Annotated in this window: 17 protein-coding genes, 2 tRNA genes and 1 other RNA gene; 6 read left to right on the top strand and 14 right to left on the bottom strand. The window is 64.3% G+C overall.

From position 1 onward, the window contains the following. Positions 1 to 1,325, bottom strand: a 1,325-nt coding sequence (locus VLE48_06675) for a hypothetical protein (GenBank protein HSA92677.1), incomplete at its 3' end; no start/stop codon positions are given. 309 nt (positions 1,326 to 1,634) lie between these two features. Between VLE48_06675 and VLE48_06670 the strand changes: the two genes are divergently transcribed. Further along, on the top strand, positions 1,635 to 4,277 hold the full coding sequence (locus VLE48_06670; protein HSA92676.1) for a protein kinase: 2,643 nt from the start codon (positions 1,635 to 1,637) through the stop codon (positions 4,275 to 4,277). 233 nt (positions 4,278 to 4,510) lie between these two features. On the opposite strand, the gene VLE48_06665 is transcribed toward VLE48_06670, so the two are convergent. From VLE48_06665 to VLE48_06645, 5 genes are all read right to left on the bottom strand, one after another. Continuing rightward, positions 4,511 to 4,587 (bottom strand) — tRNA-Asp (locus VLE48_06665). Positions 4,588 to 4,639: 52 nt separating this feature from the next. Beyond that, positions 4,640 to 4,716 (bottom strand) — tRNA-Val (locus tag VLE48_06660). Positions 4,717 to 4,818: 102 nt separating this feature from the next. After that, positions 4,819 to 6,381, bottom strand: coding sequence for a serine hydrolase (locus VLE48_06655; GenBank protein ID HSA92675.1), 1,563 nt, complete (start codon positions 6,379 to 6,381; stop codon positions 4,819 to 4,821). 62 nt (positions 6,382 to 6,443) lie between these two features. Then, a complete protein-coding gene (locus VLE48_06650; protein ID HSA92674.1) occupies positions 6,444 to 7,328 on the bottom strand; it encodes a hypothetical protein in 885 nt (294 codons plus the stop codon). Positions 7,329 to 7,470: 142 nt separating this feature from the next. Further along, positions 7,471 to 8,364 carry a DUF1259 domain-containing protein gene (locus VLE48_06645; protein ID HSA92673.1) on the bottom strand — a complete coding sequence of 298 codons (894 nt, stop codon included), beginning with the start codon at positions 8,362 to 8,364 and terminating at the stop codon, positions 7,471 to 7,473. A 116-nt stretch (positions 8,365 to 8,480) separates the two neighbouring features. Here VLE48_06645 and VLE48_06640 point away from each other — a divergent pair, with 116 nt between their 5' ends. After that, on the top strand, positions 8,481 to 8,822 hold the full coding sequence (locus tag VLE48_06640; GenBank protein ID HSA92672.1) for a YbjQ family protein: 342 nt from the start codon (positions 8,481 to 8,483) through the stop codon (positions 8,820 to 8,822). Here VLE48_06640 and VLE48_06635 read toward each other — a convergent pair. Further along, the gene (locus tag VLE48_06635; protein ID HSA92671.1) at positions 8,819 to 9,334 is read right to left on the bottom strand and encodes a DinB family protein; all 516 of its coding nucleotides are present in this window, start codon (positions 9,332 to 9,334) and stop codon (positions 8,819 to 8,821) included. The genes VLE48_06640 and VLE48_06635 overlap by 4 nt on opposite strands. Positions 9,335 to 9,412: 78 nt before the next feature. Here VLE48_06635 and VLE48_06630 point away from each other — a divergent pair, with 78 nt between their 5' ends. Further along, on the top strand, positions 9,413 to 11,632 hold the full coding sequence (locus tag VLE48_06630) for an FdhF/YdeP family oxidoreductase (protein HSA92670.1): 2,220 nt from the start codon (positions 9,413 to 9,415) through the stop codon (positions 11,630 to 11,632). 96 nt (positions 11,633 to 11,728) lie between these two features. After that, positions 11,729 to 12,295, top strand: coding sequence for a DNA protection during starvation protein (gene dps, locus VLE48_06625; protein ID HSA92669.1), 567 nt, complete (start codon positions 11,729 to 11,731; stop codon positions 12,293 to 12,295). Between the two features lie 111 nt (positions 12,296 to 12,406). On the opposite strand, the gene recR is transcribed toward dps, so the two are convergent. The 3 genes from recR to dnaX all read right to left on the bottom strand — a co-directional run bounded on the left by recR (position 12,407) and on the right by dnaX (position 15,127). Beyond that, entirely contained in the window at positions 12,407 to 13,006 is a 600-nt protein-coding gene (recR, locus tag VLE48_06620; GenBank protein ID HSA92668.1) for a recombination mediator RecR, read from the bottom strand. 82 nt (positions 13,007 to 13,088) lie between these two features. Beyond that, the gene (locus VLE48_06615) at positions 13,089 to 13,391 is read right to left on the bottom strand and encodes a YbaB/EbfC family nucleoid-associated protein (protein HSA92667.1); all 303 of its coding nucleotides are present in this window, start codon (positions 13,389 to 13,391) and stop codon (positions 13,089 to 13,091) included. Further along, a complete protein-coding gene (dnaX, locus tag VLE48_06610; GenBank protein ID HSA92666.1) occupies positions 13,388 to 15,127 on the bottom strand; it encodes a DNA polymerase III subunit gamma/tau in 1,740 nt (579 codons plus the stop codon). The genes VLE48_06615 and dnaX overlap by 4 nt, the downstream gene beginning before the upstream one ends. 382 nt (positions 15,128 to 15,509) lie before the next feature. On the opposite strand from dnaX, the gene VLE48_06605 reads away from it, so the two are divergent. Next, entirely contained in the window at positions 15,510 to 15,863 is a 354-nt protein-coding gene (locus VLE48_06605; GenBank protein HSA92665.1) for an STAS domain-containing protein, read from the top strand. Here VLE48_06605 and VLE48_06600 read toward each other — a convergent pair. From VLE48_06600 to VLE48_06590, 3 genes are all read right to left on the bottom strand, one after another. Beyond that, positions 15,860 to 16,081, bottom strand: coding sequence for a hypothetical protein (locus VLE48_06600; GenBank protein ID HSA92664.1), 222 nt, complete (start codon positions 16,079 to 16,081; stop codon positions 15,860 to 15,862). The genes VLE48_06605 and VLE48_06600 overlap by 4 nt on opposite strands. A gap of 94 nt (positions 16,082 to 16,175) precedes the next feature. Then, positions 16,176 to 16,544: a transfer-messenger RNA gene (gene ssrA, locus VLE48_06595) on the bottom strand. A gap of 64 nt (positions 16,545 to 16,608) precedes the next feature. Further along, entirely contained in the window at positions 16,609 to 18,468 is a 1,860-nt protein-coding gene (locus VLE48_06590; GenBank protein ID HSA92663.1) for a VWA domain-containing protein, read from the bottom strand. A 52-nt stretch (positions 18,469 to 18,520) separates the two neighbouring features. On the opposite strand from VLE48_06590, the gene bshC reads away from it, so the two are divergent. Continuing rightward, complete coding sequence (gene bshC, locus VLE48_06585) at positions 18,521 to 20,125, top strand: bacillithiol biosynthesis cysteine-adding enzyme BshC (protein HSA92662.1); 1,605 nt, start codon at positions 18,521 to 18,523, stop codon at positions 20,123 to 20,125. Between the two features lie 94 nt (positions 20,126 to 20,219). On the opposite strand, the gene VLE48_06580 is transcribed toward bshC, so the two are convergent. Continuing rightward, on the bottom strand, positions 20,220 to 21,872 hold a 1,653-nt coding region (locus VLE48_06580), incomplete at its 5' end, for a protein kinase (protein ID HSA92661.1).

Genomic DNA, 21,872 nt, shown 5'->3' with positions numbered 1-21,872 from the left:
CGACCATCTTCGCGCAGCAGGCTACCGTAATCGTCGTACCACTGGACGTTCAGCCACATCCGCCGACCCTCGGGATAACCCGAAATCAGCTTGTGCCCGGTGAGGTTGGTGATCTTAAGAGTGTTGCCCTCCATGGAAAGCGTAGCCGCCAACCGAAGTTGCTGCTGCGCTCTGGACTTTCCTGCGAGCAGAGCGTCTTTCTGCATCGTCGTCAGTCCGCCGCCAAGCCGCAGCGTACCCTGGCTGTCCTGGTACAGAATGGCATCCGGTGTCCAATAGTTGCCCCCGGTCATGTCGTGCAGAGGCAAATCGCTGCGTACCTGGACGCCGGCCTTGTTACACCCTGCTCCGGTCACCGCTCTCAAGTGGCAGGTTTGACAACTGAAGTAGCGTGGCATTCCGTCGCTGTAGTTTCCTTGCGCACTCTCCTTTGCGGCTTTCACCGCGCCAGCCTGCAAGTCCGACGGCAGACTGGAATAGCTTGAGACCAAGGTCTGGGACAGCAGGCCCGACTTGAATTCGCTATAGGTGCGCTCTACCACTCCGTATTGATAGGGAAAGTTGTTGAAGGCAGCCTTCTGCTCCAACGCCCCGCCCGGCACTCCGCTGTAGGTGCTCGGCAGCAGCGGAACCTGGGCTCCGTGGTTGTGCGCCAGGTCGCCCACGGCCGGGTTCGAGACGTCGTGGCAGGACCCGCAGAAATCGACCGAGCGATGGAACTTCGAGGGTTGGAACTGGTGCCGGGCGTCGGCATCGGCGTAGGGCCCTAACTTCTCCGCGCCTCCCCACAAGGAGAGCATCCCAGAGCCGTAGTATCCGGTTGCCGGGTTCATTTCGTCGTTTGCTATGAAGGGCGAGGTCATCACACCCAGATGCTCGGAGTTGTCGGTGTTGGTCATCGTGTGGCAGGCATCGCAATCCACGCCGTCGGCATCGCCCGCAGTCAGGCCGGAGCCGTCTGTAGGCGTGGAGTGGCCGCCGTACCATCCGCTGGTACTGTGACAGCGGATGCACAAGTCTCCCGCACCCTCAAAATCCTGTTCGGCAACCGCCAGCGTGGCCCAAAAGAGGGGGTCGCGGCCAGCATTGGCCATCATGCTGCCGCGCCAGTTGAAAGCGGGCTCTACGGCCTGGTTGTAGCCACCATGGCAGTTGTCGCATTTGTCGGGTGATTCCCGATTGCCAACCTGATTGGGCTGCGTGCCCGGTTGCTGGATGTCGGTGGGAACCACAGTGGTAGCGGCCAGGAGTAGGGCGGTGCCGATTAGACTCAGCGCGGTCATGAGGCCAAACGGCAGCAGGTGACTTGGCTTCTTGGCGGGCATAGCGCCTCGCTATCCGCTCGAGCAGTCCACGGGCAACACTCCAGGAATCCTTTGAATCCCTCTAAAGCTTCCCTCAGCTGGACACGGGGAGCAGTGACCGCAATCACCGCTGCGTGTGTCGGCCGGGCTCATGCACCGCAGAACAAATGAGCTGGCAAGCATGCTGGCTTTCGTTTGGAATCGGCGGGGACGACGAGATTCGAACTTGAGCCGGTTGGCTCTGAAAAATTTTCAATAACTGCGAGTGACACCAGGTCCCGCACGCGGACGGCACATCGCCGACGGCCTGTCCTATAATGCGCGGCACGAATGGCGCTGAGCGCAGGGACGAAGCTGGGGCCGTATGAAGTCCTCGCGCCCATCGGGGCGGGCGGGATGGGCGAGGTGTATCGCGCCCGCGATACGAGATTAGAGCGCACGGTCGCCATCAAGGTCCTGCCTGGGCATCTTTCTTCTGATCCGGAGCGCAAGCAGCGCTTCGAGCGCGAAGCCAAGACCATCTCCTCCCTGCAGCATCCCCACATCTGCACGCTCTATGACGTCGGCAACCAGGACGACGTGGACTACCTGGTGATGGAGCTCCTAGAGGGAGAGACCTTGGGTTTCCGGCTCTTGCGGGGCGCGCTGCCGACCGAGCAAGTGCTGAGGATCGGAATGGAAGTGGCGGATGCGCTGGACAAAGCGCACCGGCAGGGGGTGGTGCATCGCGACCTGAAGCCGGGGAACATCATGCTGACCAAGAGCGGGGCGAAGCTCCTGGACTTCGGCCTGGCAAAGCCTGGCGGATTGCCTAAAGGCTCGAGCGCGCTCTCGGCGGCGCTGACGGCGCCGAGTCCCGTGAGTCCGGTGGGACCCAGTACGCCGCTGACAGAGAAGGGCATGGTGGTGGGCACGTTCCAGTACATGGCGCCGGAGCAGATCGAAGGAAAGGAGGCGGACGCGCGCACGGACATTTTCGCCTTGGGGGCGGTGCTCTACGAGTTGTCGACGGGGAAGCGGGCGTTCGACGGCAAGAGCCAATTGAGCGTGGCCTCGGCCATCCTAGAGAAGGAGCCGGTGCCGATTACTTCCATTCAGCCGCTGGCGCCGGCCGCGCTGGAGCATGTGGTCGGGACGTGCTTGGCGAAAGATCCGGAAGAGCGCTGGCAGAGCGCGGCGGATATACGCCAGCAACTGAAGTGGATCGCGGAGGGCGGCTCGACGGCTGCGGCAGCCGCGGTGCGGGGCACAAAGCGCAAGACCCGGGAATGGTTGGCATGGGCAGTGGCGGGAATGCTGCTGGTCGTGGCTCTGGCGGCATGGATGGTGCCAGGAAGGGGTGAACCGCGCTATCCGGTCCGCTTCGAATTGTCGACGCCCGGAGCGGTCTACGAATCCGTCGTGTCGCCATCAGGGCGGCAGATCGCTTATGTAATGATGGAAGAGGACGGGCATGCCAAGATTCGAATACGGGCACTCGACACCCTCGAGAGCAGGGTAGTACCGGGGAGCGAGGATGCGGGACGGCCATTCTGGTCGCGGGACGAACAATTCCTGGGATTCTTCTCACGCTCGAAATTGAAGAAGGTGGAGCTGTCCACGGGCTCTGTGCAAACCCTGGCGGAGGTTGGGGGCGTTGGGGGCGCTGTGGGCGGGGCGTGGGGCGATGGTGCGATCGTATATGGGCCGCGTTACGGCAGCGGACTCTATCGTGTTTCCACAGGAGGTGGGGATGCCACGCCGCTGACGCAGCTGGACGCATCCAAACGCGAAACGGTGCACGGCTGGCCGCAGTTCCTGCCCGACGGGAAGCATTTCGTTTTCCTGAATCGTAGCGCGCCCGGCGAGGTCAACCACATCTGCGCGGGCTCAGTGGATTCCAAGCAATGGAAGGCGCTGGTGGACGGCGATACGGTAGTCGGTTACGTGGAGCCAGGGTACCTGCTGTTCATCCGCTCAGGAGCGTTGATGGCGCAGGGCTTCGATGCCGGCAGTCTGGCAGTAAAGGGACAGCCTTTCGTGGTGGTGGACAAGGTGGGATTCGATGCCAACCTGGGGAGGGCACAGGCTTCCATTTCGAACGATACGCTGATCTATCAGACGGGACTCGCGCTGCGCGACCGGGAGCTGGTGTTGCTGGATCGTGCAGGGAAGCAAGTGGCGAAGCTCGCGCCCGCCGGGCCCTATGCCCAGCTGCGTGTCTCCCCCGACGGAAAATCAGTAGCCGTGGACCGCGTCGAGTCAGAAACGGGTGCCATGGATATCTGGGTCTGGGAGAGAGAGCGCAATGTTTTCTCGCGGCTTACCACGAACCCTTCTAACGACCGACAGGCGGCGTGGTCGGTCCATGAGCGAGGGGTCGCATTTTCATCCGACCGAAAAGGGATGTATGACATCTACCTGAAGACTCCCAAAGGCGAGGAGGAAGTACTCCTTGAATCAGGCGAGGACAAGTATGTCGGCGACTGGTCGCGGGATGGCAGGTACCTGGTGTATGTGGACAGCAGCCCCAAGGCGCAGGCTGACATCTGGGCGCTGCCGATGACTGGTGAGCACAAGCCCTTCCCGGTTGTGCAAACGAAGAACGACGAGAAGGATCCGAGGCTCTCCCCCAATGGGAGCTGGCTCAGCTATACCTCTGACCGCTCCGGCAAACCGGAGGTATACGTGACGGCGTTTCCCAGCGGAGAAGGGCTATGGCAGGTCTCAAACAGTGGGGGAAGCCAAGCGCGCTGGAGCCCGGACGGGAAAGAGATGTTTTATCTCTCGGACGACCGCAAGCTTATGGTGGTGGAAATCAAGCCGGGGAAGGGCTTTGAGCCAGGAATGCCAAAGACGCTCTTCACGGCGCCTGACGGTGGTTACGCGCCGGTGGAGCGCGGACAGTTCATCTTCTCCAGTCTGGTGAACGAGGGGCGCACGTCGCCCATCAACGTGGTGATGAACTGGACAGCGACGCTGAGGAAGAAATAGATGGGGCTGTAGCCTGCCAGCTCGCTCCGGCGAGTCTTGGGTCCTTACTAACCTGTGCCGCAAGTGCCTGGAAAACATGGCGGGGACGACGAGATTCGAACTTGAGCCGGTTAGCGGGCGTGAGCGAGTCCGCGTTAGCAGACGAGCGGGAGCCCGCTGGCGAAATCCTGAGCGAGCCCGCCCTTGGGGCGAGCCGAAGGATCCCTACTTCGGAAAAGTCGCCGGGAAATGCATGGCGGGGACGACGAGATTCGAACTCGCGACCTCTGCCGTGACAGGGCAGCGTTCTAACCAGCTGAACTACGTCCCCGCATCCTGGGACCGCGCCCGGCGGGCGCGGCGAGAGCGGTAGGCCATGGAGATGGTGGGCAGTGAAGGGCTCGAACCTTCGACCTCCTGCTTGTAAGGCAGGCGCTCTAACCAGCTGAGCTAACCGCCCCTCGGCACCGCACGGCACCCGGGCGGATCGCAAGATTCAGAGCCGTTGCCGACGGCGCTCGTCTCCGATTCCGAGTATACGGGAGGTGGTGAGATTCAGCAATCAGTGGCTCGCCGGCTTCAGCAGCAGGTCCTGGAAGTCGAAGCTGAAGTCGGTTTCTGGCGAAACGGCCTTCATCCGGGCCTGGTCGATGGAGCCGTCGGGGTTCAGCGCGAAGGTGACGTAGGCGTCGGCGCGCAGTTCGCGGTCGCGCCAGCGCACGATGAAGGTGTCGTACTGCCAGTGCTCGAGGTCGCCAACCAGGGAGGGTGTGCGCGTGAAGCGCATGGTGAGCTTGCCGGCGTCCTGGGTGATTTCAATGTCGCCGTACCAGTCGTCGCGATAGGTGCCGGCGTATTTTTCGAGCGGCAGGGAGGGCTTGGAGGAAGCGTCGCGGGTGGCCGCGGCTTTCTGGACGGTGGCGGCGTCCTTCTGTTCGGTGCGCACGCGGACCTCGTCAAAGGCGGCGATCCAGTCGGTGGCAGGCGCGCTCAGGTAGGAATCGACGATGCGCCAGGTAAGTGCATTGAAGGCCGAGCCGGATTCCTGGTTGGTCAGCACGGTGACGCCCAGCTTCAGTTCGGGAATCCAGGTCACGCGGGAGACGTAGCCCGGCAGGCCGCCGGTGTGGGTGATCACCTTCTTGCCCCGGTAATCGCGCACTCCAAGCCCCAGCGCGTAGCCCAAAAAATTGGGATTCAAGGCGGCCAGTTCCGGCTCGGGGTCGGAAATGGGGACGGGCGTGACCAGTGCGGTAAGCTGCTGCGCCGTTTTCTCGGAGTACAGCCGTGAGCCGTCCGCTAGCCGGCCTTCGTTCAACAGCACCAGTATCCATTTGGCCATGTCCGCAGCGCTGGAATTGATGCCACCCGCGGGATTGGTGTTGTCGCTGGCGAAGGGCGCGATCACCCGCAGCTTGCCCTCGATGCGTGCGTGCGTCGCAGCCACGTTGCCGCCGTTGGCCGCTTGCGAATGGCGTACGTTGCTGCCCGTCATCCCCACGCGCTTCAGGATGCGCTCGCTGACGAAGCCCTCCCAGGTCTGCCCGCTGATGGTCTCGATCACTTCACCCGCGATCAGATAAAGCACGTTGTCGTAGGCGTAAGCGCTGCGAAAACTGGTGGCGGGCCGGATGAAGCGAAGGCGGCGCGCGATCTCGTGGCGGCTGTAGGTCGAGGGTGGCCACCACAGCAGGTCGCCCGCGCCCAGGCCCAGCCCGCTGCGATGCACCAGCAAGTCGCGAATGGTCAGCTCGCGAGTGACGTAAGGGTCCCACATCTGGAACCACGGCAGGTAGCGGACCACGGGCGCGTCCCACTCCAGCTTGCCTTCCTCCACCAGCAGGCCGAGCGCCACTGCGGTGAAGACCTTGGTGTTGGAAGCGATGCCGAACAGCGTTTGCGCGTCCACGGGCGCCGCCTCGCCCAGCTTGCGCACACCGTATCCCTTGGCGACCACGACTTTGCCGTCCTTCACGATGGCCAGCGCCAGCCCGGGGACTTCGAAGGTTTGCATGGCGCGGGCGGCATAGGCGTCGAGATCCGGCGGCGCCTGCTGCGCAAAAGCGCTCCACGAAAGAGCGATGAGAGCCAGCAGCAACGGCAAGGGACGGCGATGGTCGGTCATCTCAACTCGCAAATGGTCTGGGGTTTCGGGAGCGCGTTATTGTGCCACAGCCGGGGTGGTTCCTATTCGGCCGGCGCGCCCTGGAACAGGATGAGCGCGGTGATGATTACGGCGCAGACGGACAAGAACACGACCACAAAGACCAGCGCTTCGGCCTTGGTGAACAGTCCGCGCGTCGCAGGGCTTTCTTTCGGGGTTGTTGGTGTGGGACCGCGCTCGAAGGCGCGGTCGAATTCCGGGCGCTCAAAAGGCGACGTGCCGAACGTCTCCGGTGCCGAAACCGGTGGCGGAGGAGCCAGAGAAGCGGGCGCCTCTTCCGCCGGCGCCGCCGTGCTCCCGTAGGCCTTGGCGCGCCAGGCCTCCAGGCTGGCCTGAAAGAATGCACGATACGCCTCTTGGCCCACGGTCCCCAGCTCTCGGTACTTCGTGCTGAGCACTCCGCAGACCCATTCCATGCTCTTGCCCTGGCGCACATATTCGTCGGCCAACGCCAGCAGGCCCTCGTCGATGGGCTCGGGCTCGAAGGGCAGGTTGCCCGGTTGCAGCTTGAAGCTGTGCGAGCCGCTGATCTCTCCCGATGAGGGCATCGTGGGGTCGGCTGGCGCTGCAGCCGGTGCGTTGCCGATGCGCAGCGTGTATGTCTTTACCGGACCTGCCTCCTGCTTCTTCAGTTCGATATCCAGCAAGTCCTCTTCGCTCTGGGATCGCCGTGTGGCCGCCAGTTGTCCAAAGGCCCAGAACAGGAAGATCAGGAAAAGGATGCCGAAGTAGAAGGTCAGGAAGCCGCGGAAGGCATCGTTCTGGATCTTGAAGTAAAGGAAGATTGCGAACACGGTGACGACCGCGATGACGGCAAGGATGACGGAACGATAGACGGTCAGGAGGCCGCGCCGGGTAGCATCCAGCGTCTTGAGGAGGTCCTTTTGGTCTTCAGGAGAAAGAGGCATCCACGCCTCCGAACAGCGCCATTGTAACGCTGCAGCATTCTAGAAGCGGAAGGTCCAGCGCAGCTTCACGGCGATGAGGTCGCTCTGCGGAACCAGGGCCACGTCGCCGGGACGGAGCACGATGCGTTGCCATCCACGGTCTTTAAGGCGAAGCCTTGACGGAAGCGGTTTGGTCGAGCGCAGCCCGTAGACCGCGAGCCAAAAAGACGGCGTCATCCACCGCCCAGAAGTGCAAGAAGTAGAGGCGGGGAGTCTCGTCGAGCATGTGGCTGTGCACGGCCGTCACGGCGATGTGCGCATGGTTCAGTGCGTGAATGACCGGGTTCACTTCGGCGGCCAGAAGAACGAAATCGCCGGTGATGGCCGCCTTCCCGCCGCCGTCAGGCTGAAAGTTCAGGGCTGTGGCGATGCCCATGGAGTTCGGAATCTTCGCCTCGTGCTCCGTGATGGCCTCAGGACGTGGGATGGAAAACTGCAGCACCCCGCCGTTGACCTTCCCTTTGTAACCAAGCGCCTGCTCGATGCCTGGCACGTCGATGCTGAGCTGCCCGGCTTGCAAGCCCGGGGCCGCTGCGGGCGTTCCCGTCCGCGACAAGGCTGACTTCACCGCAGCGGCCAGCTTCGCGGCGTCGCCATGACCGAAGATGTGCATGTACACGATGCGCGGCGACTCGTGCAGCAGGTGATTGTGCAACGCCGTGATTTCGATTCCGCTGTCCAGCAGCTTGGCCATGACGGGCGCGACTTCATCCTCGGTCAGGACCAGGTCTCCCATCAGGCGAGCGTTGGAGCCGGGAGAGTCGAACGCCGCCCAGGAGCCCAGTGCGAACGTCGCTTGGAGCGAGACGGTCCCGACGGAGACTCTGAGATCGAAGCGCGGCATGCCGAACTTCATCACGCCGTCGGCCTGCACCTGTCCCTTGCGTCCCAGTGCTTCTTCGATGGCTTGCCATTCGGCCGGTGCGGATTGCGAAGCGGCGAAGAGCGTAAGGAAAAGAAAATTCCCGAGGATGCAAACCAGCCTGATTCGGCGCATCGGAGCCTGCCGGAGGAATGCTAGTCAATCTGGAGGTTCCGTAGCAAACGCGGCGCCGGCGTGGTTGCGGGACAGGATATGATGCGTGGCCATTTTCCGTGCTCGAGGAGGCATCTTTGGTCCAACACACCATGACCACAACGGCCTTCGACCTGGAGGGCTACCGGATCGTGCGCAACCTGGGCGTGGTGCGGGGCATCGTGGTGCGCTCGCGCTCGGTGATCGGGACCCTGGGCGCCAGCCTGCAGACACTGGTCGGCGGCAACATCACGCTGTTCACCGAGCTGTGCGAGAAGACACGAGCCGAAGCCTTCGTGCTCATGCTGCAGCACGGTGCGCAGATCGGCGCTAACGCCATCGTGGGCGTGCGCTACGACGCCACCGAAGTGATGCAGGGCGTGACGGAGGTGCTCTGCTACGGAACCGCCGTGCAGGTGGAGCCGGCAGCGAAGTCCTAGGACCCGGAGGCGAATTTCCGCGCCAGCTCGGTCATCCGCGCCAGGTGGTGATCGTCGTGTTCGGCGACGAACCAGATCATGTCGATGACCCGCATGGGTTGCTTGAGTCGCGGATGCACGGCACTCTGCTCCCTCCGCTGTGGGTTCCACTGTTCCAGCCGCTCCACGAAACGTAGCCGCTCCTGGCGAAAGGAGCGCGTGAGTTCCGCTATGGGGCGGCGGTTGTGGTGGGCTTCGGTCGTCTTTTGATTGGTGATGTCGGCGGCCCGCAGCACTTCAACTCCGGCCACGTAGTCATCCAGACGCCCGGTGTGCAGTTCGTCCAGGTCGAGCAGGTGCCCGACGTGCTCCTGAACGGACCACTTGTCGCCATCGCGGCGGGTCAGCACCTCGGGCGCGAGTCCCGCAACCTTTTCCTCGACGCGTCCCGGCGTGCCGCGAAGGCGCTCGATCACCTCCGGGAAAAGCTCGGCGGAAGTATCCAGTCGAAAGCTGCGGTCCACCCAGCGCATAGAGAGCTCCCTTCGGTCTGCATCTCTTCGATGTGGCAGGCAGCACAGCGGATTCGCTTCTTGATTTAGACTGCTGGCGTGAGCGTGCGCGACCTGGTTCCCTTCGGCCTGGCCCATCCGAACAAACCTCGCCACTTCCGCGAGATGGCCCGCGCCGCCTGGGAGAACCGCGACAACCTGGGCTACGCTTGGCGCATCCTGAACCACGGCGTCTGCGACGGCTGCTCGCTCGGCCCTTACGGCCTCAAAGACAACGTCATCTCCGGCGTCCACCTCTGCATGACCCGCCTGAACCTGCTGCGCCTGAACACCATGCCGGCGGCGCCGGATGCCGCCCTGGCCGATATCGACGTCCTGCGCTCCATGTCGAACGAAGAGCTGCACAAGCTGGGACGCTTGTCGTACCCCATGGTGTTGCGCCGCGGCGATCGCGGCTTCCGGCGCGTCTCCTGGGACGAAGCCATCGACATCATCGCGGCCGAGCTCGAGGGCATCACGCCAGACCGCATGGGATTCTTCGCCACCTCGCGCGGGCTCACCAACGAGGCCTACTACACCTTCCAGAAGCTGCCGCGCTTGCTGGGCACGAACAACGTGGATCTGTGCGCGCGGCTTTGCCACGCCGCCAGCGTCTACGGACTGAAGCAGACCTTGGGCGTGGGCGCACCCACCTGCTCGCTCTCCGACTTCATCGGCACCGAACTGCTCATCCTCTTCGGCACGGACCTGGCCAACAACCAGCCGGTCACCACCAAGTACATGCATTACGCGCGCCAGCAGGGAACACGCATCGTGGTCGTGAACCCGTATCGCGAGCCCGGCCTGGAGCGTTACTGGATCCCGTCCGTCGCCTCGAGCGCGCTGTTCGGCTCCCGCCTGATGGACGATTTCTTCCAGGTCCGCGTGGGCGGAGATATCGCTTTCATGAACGGCGTCATGAAAGTGATCGTGGAAGAGGGTCTGGAAAACCGCGAGTTCATCGCCCGGCACGCCGGCGGATTCGAGGAGTTGGCCGCGCAGTTGCGCGCCCTGCCCTGGCCGGACATCGAGCAAGGTTCGGGCATCGCGCGGGCCGAGATCGAGCGCTTCGCGCGCATGTACGGCAAAGCGAAGACCGCCGTGCTTTGCTATTCCATGGGGCTCACCCAGCATCGCTTCGGAGTGGAGAACGTCAAGGCCATTGCCGACCTGGCCCTCATCCGCGGCAACCTGGGCCGCGAAAAGTGCGGCATCATGCCCATCCGCGGCCACAGCGGCGTGCAGGGCGGCGGAGAATGTGGCGTCGATCCCGATAAGTTCCCCGGCGGCTTCGAGGTCAACCCGGAAAACGCCCGGCGCTTCAGCGACCTGTGGCAGGCGCCCGTGCCGGCGTCTGGCGGCCTCAAGACCGGGCAGATGCTCGAAGCCGCACACGCCGGCAAGCTCGACGCGCTCTATACCATCGGCGGCAACTTGCTGGAAACCATGCAGGACCGCTATTTCGTCATGGAGGCAATACGCCGCGTGCGCGTCCGCATCCACCAGGACATCGTGCTCAATACCTACTCCACGCTCGAGGGCGGGGAAGTGCTGGTCGTCTTGCCGGCGCAGACCCGCTACGAGTCGGGCGGAACTTCCACCTCAACCGAGCGCCGCATCCGCTACTCGCCGCCGATTCCCGGCTACAGGGTGGGCGAAGCGCGACCCGAGTGGGAAATCCCTTGCCTCATCGCCCGCCGCCTCATGCCGGAGCGCGCGGCGCAGTTCGCCTACGTCACCGACGCCGACGTCCGTCGCGAGATGGCCGCCGCCATGCCCCTCTATGCCGGCATCGAGAAGCTGGCGAAAGAAGGCGATTGGCTGCAGTGGGGCGGGCCGCAGCTCTTCACGGAAGGATTCCAGAAGATGCCCGGCGGTCGCGCGCGGTTCGTCACCGTGGCCATTCCGGAGGTCGGCGTCCCGCCTGGCAAGTTTTACGTCACCACCCGCCGCGGCAAGCAGTTCAACTCCATGACCTTCGGCCCCTCCGATCCGCTCACCGGCGGCCAGCGCGACGACATCTTCATGAACCCGCGCGATGCCGCTCGCTTGGGCGTCAAAGAGGGCGACATCGTCCTGCTGCGCTCCTCGACCGGCGAGTTCGCCGGCAACGCGCGCTTCGCCGATATCCGCGAGGGCAACCTGCAGGCCTACTGGCCGGAGTGCAACGTGCTCATCGAGCGCCGTTACGACCCCATCTCCTCCGAGCCCGATTACAACGCGGTAGTGGAGGTTCTGCCAGTCAGGCCCGCTGCCGCCGCGAAACAGCGTTCGGCCTGACGCCGCCCCGATTCCTCAGCTAGAATTGCGTCCCCCGGCAGTTGGCGGGCATCCAAAACCCTACGCAGTCGAATCCCTACCTGTGAGGAGGAGATTATGGCCAAAGTCGCGCGTGATCTGGTCAAGAAGGCTGGTATCGATCTCGACAAGCTGCTCGACATGCTGGTGAGAAACGCGGCCGCCGAACTCACCACTTTTTATTACTACACGATCCTGCGCGTGAACCTGATCGGCATGGATGGCGAAGGCTTGAAAGAGATCACCGAGGACGCCCGCATCGAAGACCGCAACCACTTCGAAGCGCTGGTGCCGCGCATCTACGAGCTGGGCGGCAAACTGCCCGCCAACATGAAGGAATTCCACGACATCTCGGCCTGCCCGCCCGCCTCGCTGCCCAAAAATCCCAAGGACATCAAGGCCATGCTCAAGGTGCTGGTCAACGCCGAGCGCTGCGCCGTGGCCGGCTACACCGCCATCTGCAATTACACGGCGGGCAAGGACCATCGCACCTACGATCTGGCGCTCGCCATCCTGCACGAGGAGATCGAGCACGAGGCCTGGTTCTCGGAATTCCTGGGCGAAGGCCCATCCGGTCACTATCGCCGGTCGGGAACAGGAAGTGAGCGCAACTCGCCCTACGTCTCGCGTTTCCTGCCGCATTAAGGGAATCGCCGGCGCTGATGCTCGCTAGGCTGCCCCACCCCTATCGCTCCCGCTTTTGGAGCGATAGGGTGGGAGAACGGCCCTGCGCCCTGCCACCTCTGACCACTGCCTTTACATCTCTCGCCGTCCCTCCATGGCCTTCAGCACCGAGAGCTCGTCCACGTACTCGAGGTCGCTGCCCGCCGGGATGCCGGTGGCGATGCGAGTCACCTTCAGTCCGGGACGCTTGAGCTGCCGCGCCAGATAGACCGCTGTGGCTTCTCCTTCGACCGTGGGATTGGTCGCCAGGATCACTTCATCCACCTCGCCCGCTTCGATGCGCTTCACCAGGTTCGCGGTGCGCAACTGCTCCGGGCCTACGCCGTGCAGCGGCGAGAGCGACCCGTGCAGCACGTGGTACACGCCGTTGAAGTGCTGCGTCTTCTCGATGGCGGCGATGTTGGTGGGTTCCTCCACCACGCACACCAGTCGCGGGTTGCGGGTGGCGCTCGCGCAGTACACGCAAGGATCGACGTCGGTGATGTTGTTGCAGCGCGAGCACAGCCGCAGCTTGTCCTTGACGTCGTGGATGGCGCCGGCCAGCGCCTCCGCATCCCCGGCTTCCGCCCGCAGGATGTGGAAGGCCAGCCTCTGCGCGCTCTTCGCGCCAATACCCGGCAGCTTCTTCAGTTCGTCGATGAGGCGCGCGAGGGGTTCAGCGAAGCTCGACACAGGTCACCGTGGAGCACTGCGGGTGTTGCTGTTGCCCTTCAATGACTCACTGATTCAATCACCAAATCAGCAAGTCGCGAAATCACCCAATTCCCAGCATTCCTCCCAGCCCCATCCCTTGCTTCATGGCTTCTTCGGCCTTGCGGCTGGCTTCGTTGACGGCGGCAAGCACCAGGTCCTGGAGCATCTCGACGTCGCCGGAGCGCACCGCCTCCGGGTCGATGGCGAGGCTCAAAATCTGCTTGCGGCCGTTCATGCGCACCGTGACGCTGCCGCCGCCGGCTGAGGCCTCGACCACAGTCTCTTCCATCTTCTTCTGCAACTCGGCGTATTTCTCCCGCGCCATCGAGAGCATTTCCTGGAGCTGGCTGGGGTCGAACTTCAACGGCGCTTCTCCCGATGGTCGATGACGCTGCGGATCTCCGCCCCGAACTTTTCCTGCATGCGCCGCACTACGGGATCTTTCGTGGCCCGGCTGCGCCCGCTGGCGGCCGGCGGCGTCTCCGCTTGGGTCGCGCCGCTGCCGGTCGAGCCGTTGGCCGCGCCCGTGCCTTCGACGCGCAGCTTCAGCGGACGTCCGGCAGCGGATGCAGCGGCCGCAGTGGCGATACGGCGGACGTCGCCATTCAGCGCCAGGTCGGCCATCTTGGTCGAACCTGCCACACGCACGCGAATCTCCTCCTGCGTCACCGTCCATTCCCCGGCCCCCAGCATGGCCGCCACCATGCGCTGTCCCCCTTGTTCGAGTGCGCCCACCACCGCCGCGCGCACATCCGCAGCACCTTCAGCGCCGGGCTCGCTACGCTCGGCCACCGCCACCGGAGCAGATGAACTGGACATCTCTTCCTTGGATGTGCTGCTCTTGCGCGCCCGGTCGGCCTCGAACGGCGAGACCGTTCGTGGGCGCGAGGGCGGCTCAGGCGACGGCGCCGAGCGCGCCGGAGCAACGGTCGCTCGCGGTTTTCCTTCGCCGGGGGTTCGCGCCGCAGGCTCCGCCCCGCTCAGCATCTCCTCGATGGGCAGCAGCCGCTGCGCGTGCACCAGCTTCAGCAGTCCCAGTTCCAGGTGGAAGCGCTGCTCGCGCTTGTAGTTCAGTTCGGCGTGCGTCCGCAGCAGGATCTGCAGGAAGCGCGTCAGGTCTTCTTCGCTGAACAGCGCGGCCACGCGCATCACCCTCCGGGCTTCGTCCGGAGCCACCTGCAGCAGGGCAGGGTCTTCGCCCGCCACTTTGGCCACGATGCAATTGCGCAGAAAGCGAACCAGTTGCCGCGTCAGGTGCGCGGGATTGTGTCCCTCGGTCAAAACCCGGTCGGCCAGTCGCAGCACTTCTTCCGCGGAACTCCGGGAAACCGATTGCATGAGCTGCTCGAAGATTTCGGAAGACACCCAACCAACCAGCCCGCGGACCGACTCGGCGGTCAGGCGGCCGCCGCTCGAAGCCGAAGCCTGGTCCATCAGCGAGAGCGCGTCCCGCATGGAGCCGTCGCCGGCTTCCGCCAGGAGCGCCAGCGCGTCGTCGTCGGCCGCCAGGTTCTCGCGCTGGGCGATGTCGCGCAACTGGCCGACCATGTCCTCGAATCGCACCGCGTGAAAGCTGAAGTGCTGGCAGCGCGACCGGATGGTCTGCGGGATGTCCTCCGGCTGCGTGGTGGCCAGCATGAAGATCACGTGCCCGGGCGGCTCTTCCAGGGTCTTCAGCAAGGCGTTGAAGGCGGCATCGGTGATCTGGTGGGCTTCGTCGAGGATGTACACCTTGAAGCGGTCGCGTGCCGGCCGGTAGCGGACCGCGTCCCGCAGTTCGCGTATCTCGTCGATGCCGCGGTTGGTGGCGGCGTCGATCTCGATCACGTCCACGCTCTGCCCGGCTCGGATCTCGTTGCAGGAGTCGCAGGTGCCGCAGGGGTCGGCCGTGGGCTGTTCGAAGGACCGGCAGTTCAGGCACATGGCCAGGATGCGCGCCACCGTGGTCTTGCCGATGCCGCGGTGACCGCTGAAGATGTACCCGTGGGCGATGCGCTGCTGGGCGATGGCATTGCGCAGCGTGCGCGTGACGTGTTCCTGCCCGATGACGTCCGCGAACCGCTGCGGCCGGTACTTGCGCGCCAGCACCTGATAGCTCATGACCAGAGGCTGATTATACGTGAGCGTGTTGGGCGCGGTGTTCCACCTTCGCGCCGCGCATTTTGGAGCGCGTACGTGGAGGACGTTCTCATGGTCTGCACGACTGCGTCAGTGCGGTTTGTCCTCCTAGCCCAGCATCTTCCGCATGGGTTTGGGATGGTACTTGTGCTGGAAGCGCTTGCTGGTGATGTAGAGAGCGATGACCAGGACGGCGACGAATACCAGGGCTTGCTGCATGCTGCCCCTCCCGCTACTCGGCATGGTACCTCCCCCGGCGCCGCCCCCACCAGCCTTGTTCCCGCAGACGGGCCTTGCCAAGCGAGGGCAACCGGGTTAGGCTTTTCGACTGTTTCGCGGCGCTTTCATCCGCAGGGAGGTACTCATGACCTTGAAGCTTACTGTCAAGAAGGTGGGCGAAGTCGCGGTCGTCTACTGCAACGGTCGCATTGTCTTTGGCGACGAAGCCACCGAGCTGCGGGAGAAAGTCAAAGCGCTGATCGCCGAGTCCTCCAAGATCGTGCTCAACCTGGGCGGCGTCAGCTACATCGATAGCGGAGGCCTGGGGACACTGGTGGGGCTCTACACTTCGGCGCGCGGAGCGAGCGGCGACATCCGGCTGGCCAACCTTACCCAGCGCGTGCGCGACCAGTTGGCGATCACCAAGCTGGTCACGGTCTTTGAGTCGTTCGACAGCGAGGACGCGGCCGTCGCCTCCTTCGCCAAGGCTGCCTCTTAGGCTTTTTCTTCCTGGCAGCCGTGCTCCTGCAGATGCTGCTCGATCTCGCGGGCGGTGTGCGCGATCTTGCGCGCGAGGAATTCCTCCCAGTCTCGCCGGCTTCCGCGTTCGCCGGTGTTGTGGTCCGCCCACTGCCGCGCCAGGAGCTGCTTTTCCTTGAGGCGTGATTGCAGGTCGGCGATTTGCCGTCGCAGACGGTCCAGATCCTGACAGGGCATGGCCCGAAGTATATAGCGTGCTCGCGCCGCAACTGGAGAGAGGGACGCGAACCCGAGAGCATTCATGCGCGTCGCAAGGACCTCGGAAGGGTCTTGGTGGAGGCGCCGGGAATTGAACCCGGGTCCGAAAATGTCATCAGCCAAGAGCCTACATGCGTAGTCACGTTCCCGCTTCCCGCTGAGGCGGGAAACTTTCGCCGCCCGCGCTCAGAACGGACAAGAAACGCGGACCGCTAGCCCGATGATCTCGTCTCCGGCACACGGGCCGAGCGCCGGAAACCAGCCCGCTGTGCGACGTCCTTCCGCAGCCCGCGGGCGAAGCCACGGAGGACGGCTACTTAATCAATTAAGCAGCGTATGCCAGCTCAGTGTTGGCACTTGTGTGTTTGCACGCGATCACGGGTGCATGCACCCCGGCATGCCTCTTGGCCGCAAGCATTTCCGTCGAAGCCATGACGCCCCCACGATGTGCAAGCGGTACTTTCATTGTGGGCTCCATGCCGCTGCAAGTCAACGACGCACGAGCGCTAAGGTACGGCGAGTGGGGCCGCCACGCTTCCGGTGCGCCCGTTCAGGTTGTCACGCACGACGAAGCGGACCTTGAACTCTCCGGGCGGAACCTCAATGATATCGGTGTAGGTCAGGCCGCTGCCGCGGATCTGTTCGATGCCCTCCGGCTTCAGGTTGAACTGGATAGTCTTGGAGTATGTCCCTGCCGGATCGCCATTGCCGTTGGTGACCAGAGCGGCAATCTCCAGGCTGAGGTGATTGTTGTCTGTGTCGTCGATGGAGGCGGCGTTGGCCGGCAGCACGATCTCGAATTTCATCTTGTGCTTCTTGCCCCCCTTGCTCTGATCCTCGAGCCAGCGCACGGTCAGCGGGACGCCGGTGTAGTCCAGAGGCGAGTACAAGGCAATGCGGAGATCCATCTCCCGGCTCGCCTGGGGATCAACCGTGGTGCGGGTGAGGAAGAAGCCGTTGCGAGAGCGCACGTGTACGTCTCCGCGCGCGACCTTGACCTTGAGCTTGCGCCAGCCGGCGGAGGTCTTTTTCCGGTCCAGGTAGTAGCCAAGCATGTAGTAGGCCGAGGCGTCTTCGGTGGTTTCGCGGAAAGAGCGATCAATGTCGTTGCGGTTGTAGAAGGCCCTGCCGCCAGTCATGGAAGCGAAGGTCTCGAGTGTGGCAAGGGTGGAGGACTGGACAGCGGAGGCGGCCGTAATGGCCGCCGTGGGGCTGGCGCCAGCCTGGCGCGAGGTGTAGTGCTGGGTGGCATCCGGGAGGTTCATCCCGACCAAACCGCGCACATCCACCGGGTAGACGGCGATGTTGGCGTGGTTCAGCATCTCCAGGGTGCTTTCATACAGGGCCGCGGAACCGCCGGCCCCGATGAGGCCGGTGGAATCGTCGATGACGAAAGGAAAGCCGGCCGTGGCCCAGATGAGCGCTTTGCGTCCGGGGATGCCGCGGTAAGCGCGGGCGATGTGCTGGAACGATTCCAAGGTGGCGTTAATGGCGGCCGCCCGCTGGAATTTGGCGAGCTCGGTGTCGGCCTCGCGGACGAAGAAGAGCAGCTCCTGCGCTTCAGCGTCGATCCGGGGCGGCAGGCGTGACTCCGGGCGGCCCTGGATATCCGCGTTGGGATGGCTGAGCGCGTCCGCCGGCGGGGTGACGGATCCCTCCAACTGATGGAGCTGCCCGGCTACGTTGCGCAGGGCAGCGATGAGGATATTGGGGTCGCTGGTGAAGTCGTGAATGACGCGCACGCCCTTGCGATTGATGCTGATCAGGCTGATGAGCGAATCCGGCTGGACGGTTTCCGCCAGGTACTTGATGAGGGCTGCGCGGGCGCGCGTCTGGTCCAGAAACGGTGTATTCAGGCTGTCGAGGGCGATGATCATCACGCGCGGCTGCTGGCCGTCACTTTGGATCAGGTTGCTGAACTCTCCTGGGGCGACACCGACGCGGCGCACGCCTCCGGCGACCGTGCGGACCTCCTCGAAGGAAGCAATGGCCTGCTCCTTGTCGTCTTCAAGCAGAATGAAGTTGTCGCGGGTGAGCGCGGGCACATGCTTGCCCTGCTTGTCCTGGACGATGACGGGAACCAGCACCAGCTCGGAGCGGGCGGTGAACTTGATCGGCCGACTGTCGCTGAGTGCGGGGTTCCCGGTAGGAATGTCCGGCTCCGGAACGCCTCCGTCGAAGACGTCGCGGGTCAGGGTAGCGCCGCTGCGCGAAGTAATCGCTTCGCGACCGGAGGTGCTGGTGGTTCCGCGCGACCCGGCTCCCCCGGATGCGCCCCCTGTGCGTTGAGCGGTGGCCATGCCGAGGCACGAGAACACGATCCACAACACGAGCAGCGCTTTTTGTGCATCCTTTGATCTACGCATATATCAAACCTCTTGCTGGCTTGTAGAATCGGGGCCCGAAGGAGAGAAGCAGGTGTCGACGGACTGTCTGCCCTACGAAGGGATACCACATACGTCGCACCTGTTTGCGGAGTATACCTCGAATCACCACTCCGTTCGAGAGTTCTACCCTCGTTCGCCATTCTCCAAGGAATGGTTGGCCGAGGAGGCGCGCGCCGTCCGCTACGACGACGAGCGGCGACGCCGGGTGGCCGACATCCTGGAGCGGCAGAATCGGGCCTGGGGCGCCTCCCCGGCGGCCCTGGAAAGCCTGGGGCGCTTTCGCGCCGGGGCCGCGGCTGTGGTCACGGGGCAGCAGGTGGGACTGTTCGGCGGGCCGCTGTTTTCCGTCTACAAGGCCCTGACCGCCATCCGGTTGGCGGTGGAAGCGTCCCAGGCCGGCGCCGATTGCGTTCCCATTTTCTGGCTGGCCACCGAAGACCACGACCTGGCCGAAGTGAACCACGTCACCCTGCTGAATGCCGAGGGAGAGCTGGAGCGCATCGCGACCCCGTCGCATGGAGACGAGAATGCCCCGGTCGGTTCGATCCGTCTTGGGGCCGAGATCGAGGACGCCGTGCGGGCCGCGGGCCGGATCCTGGGAGAGTCGGAGGCCTACGAGTTCCTCAAGGAGAGCTACCGCCCGGGCGAGACGCTGGGCGGGGCCTTCGCGCGCCTGTTCTCACGCCTGTTCCGCGACTCCGGCATCGTGCTGGTGGATGCTTCCGATCCGGAGCTGCACCGCATCGCCGAACCGGTCTTGCGGGCGGCGGCACTGGCCGCGGCTGATCTGGACGGCGCGTTGCTGGCGCGCAACAAGGCGCTGGAAGCGCGGGGCTTCCATGCGCAGGTGAAGGTCACTCCCGAATCCACGTTGCTCTTTCAACTGCAGCAGGGCGCACGGCTGCCGGTGCACCGCGCGAACGCGGGGTTCCAGGCCGGCCGGCAGAAGATGAGCCAGGACGAGCTGCTGCGCCGCATCAGCGACCATCCGGAGGAATTCAGCGCCAATGTGCTGTTGCGCCCGGTGGTGGAGGACTATTTGCTGCCCACGGTGGCCTACGTGGGCGGTCCTGCGGAAGTGGCCTACTTCGCCCAGGCCGCTGTGGTCTATGAAGAGTTGCTGGGGAGGGTAACGACGGTCGTGCCTCGCTTCAGCGCGACATTGATCGAGCCGCGTATTCAGCGACTGCTGGATCGCTATCAGGTCTGCTTGCCGGACACCTTCCATGGCTCCGAACATTTGCAGGAGGTCCTGGCTAAACGATGTATCCCGCCCGACCTGGCTGCGCACTTTGACTCCGCTTCTCAGACCCTCGCCGGTTCCCTCGACGGCATCTCGGATTCCCTGAAGCAACTCGATCCCACACTGGTAAACGCCGCCACCAAGGCCCGCTCCAAGATGACGCACCAACTGGAACGGCTGCGGGGACGCGCGGCGCGGGCCCAGCTACGCCGCAACCAGGAAATCTCCCGCCACGCCGGGCAGCTCATGAGTTCGCTCTATCCTCATAAGGGGCTTCAGGAGCGGGAGGTCGGCGGCATCACCTATCTGGCGCGCTACGGCACGGGGCTGCTGCTGCGCCTGTACGATGCCGCGCAGTTGAACTGCGGCGGGCATCAACTGATCAACCTGTAACGAAGCAGTCGGAAAAAGGGGACCCGCTCAGCGGGCAAGCGTGGCAGCCGTAACACGCGGCCGGGGTAGAGGAGCGTCCCATCCGGTCGAACTTCTACTCCACACCGGCCTGGCGCAGGGCGTTGGCAAAACGGTGGTCAACCTCGGGCGCCATCGCACCGAGACTCTGACGTACAAGCGCGAGCGACAGCCCGGGAAGAATGCGCCGTGCTTCACGGACCATGGCGCGAGCCTCGTCGAGCTGGCCGAGTCCGACTGCGTTCATGGCGCACCAGAGGTAGCCCCAGTAGTAGCTGGGCGAGAGGGCAACCAGCCGCCGGCCCGCCGCCAGACCTTCCACATGGCGTCCCGCGTTCAAGTAGGCCCCGGATAGCACGTCATAGAAGAGAAACTCCGCCGGATCGTGAGGACTCAGCCGCATGGCGCGCTGGATGAGTTCGATGCTCTCCTCGGGCGGGTGCCCGGTCATGTGCCGCAGGTAAGCATAGACGATCAATGCAGGGGGCATGCTGGGGTTGAGATCGAGAGCGCGACCCGCCGCTTCGAGGGCCTCGTCGCCGAACCCTGCCGTCATGAGCGCAAAGGCCAACTGGGCTTGAGCCTGTGCGTCGCGGGGATCCAGGTCGACGGCCCGGCGCGCATGGGCGACGGCGGCGTCGAGCGTCTGTTGCGGAGAATCGGTCCAGGAAAAGATGAAGTCCCAGACTCCCAACTCCGCCAGCCGGGCTAGCGCTGTAGAGAAGTGCGTGTCGAGCGCGGTGGCGCGCTCGAGCAGGGCGCGCGCCAGGCCGCTGTCCTCGCGAGTGAAGCGGTAGATGAGCGGCAGGGCGCGCTGGTACAGCCCCCATGCCTCGAGGTTCTCCGGCGCGCGACGTTCAGCGATTGCATACTCGGCTCGCTGCAGGTCTCCGACCAGCGAAGCCGCAATCGCCGCGCTGATCTCGTCCTGCACGGCGAACACGTCGGTGAGCTCGCGGTCATAGGTCGCCGCCCAGACGTGCTGCCCGGTGGCCGCGTCAATGAGCTGCGCCACGATGCGCACGCGGTTGCCCGCCTTGCGTACGCTCCCCTCGACCAGGTAGCGCACGCCCAGGTCCGCGGCTACCTTCTTCACATCGACGGCCTTACCCTTGTAGACGAACGTCGAGTTACGCGCGATGACAGGGAAGGAGCGCCATAGCGACAGCCGGGTAATCAAGTCCTCAGCCAGGCCGTCAGCGAAGTACTCCTGCTCGGGATCGCCGGAGAGATTGTCGAAAGGCAGGACCGCGATGGCGGGCCGGCCGCCGAAGCCCGGGATGGCGCCCGCGTCCGTCGCTGCAGGAGCAGCGGCCGGGACCGCCTGTGAGGTCTGTCGCGCCAGCTCGCGGAACTCGTTGCCGACATCGCGTGCCGTCTGAATGCGGTGCCGCGGATCCTTCTCCAGGCAGCGCCGGATGATGCGCGCCAGATCGCCGGGCAGATTCGCCCGCGACTCGGTCACCGGCGGTGGGATGTCGCGCAGAATCGCGGAGGCCAGTTCGGCCGACGAAGTCCCGGCAAATGGGCGCCTGCCCGTCGCCATCTCGTGAAGCACGACGCCCAGTGAGAAAATGTCGGTGCGGTGGTCGAGCGGGCGGCCCGCGATCTGTTCGGGAGACATGTAGGGCACCGTCCCCAGCACGACGCCCGCCGCGGTGTCGCCCGCCGAGGTCAGCGTGGCGTCGGTGGGGTTGGCCGCGTGGTGCTCCTTTGCCAGGCCGAAGTC

Source organism: Terriglobales bacterium (assembly GCA_035454605.1).
Taxonomy (GTDB): Bacteria; Acidobacteriota; Terriglobia; order Terriglobales; family Acidobacteriaceae; genus DATMAB01.
Note: the sequence above shows the minus strand (reverse complement) of the source record. Positions and strands in the feature narration are given on the sequence as shown.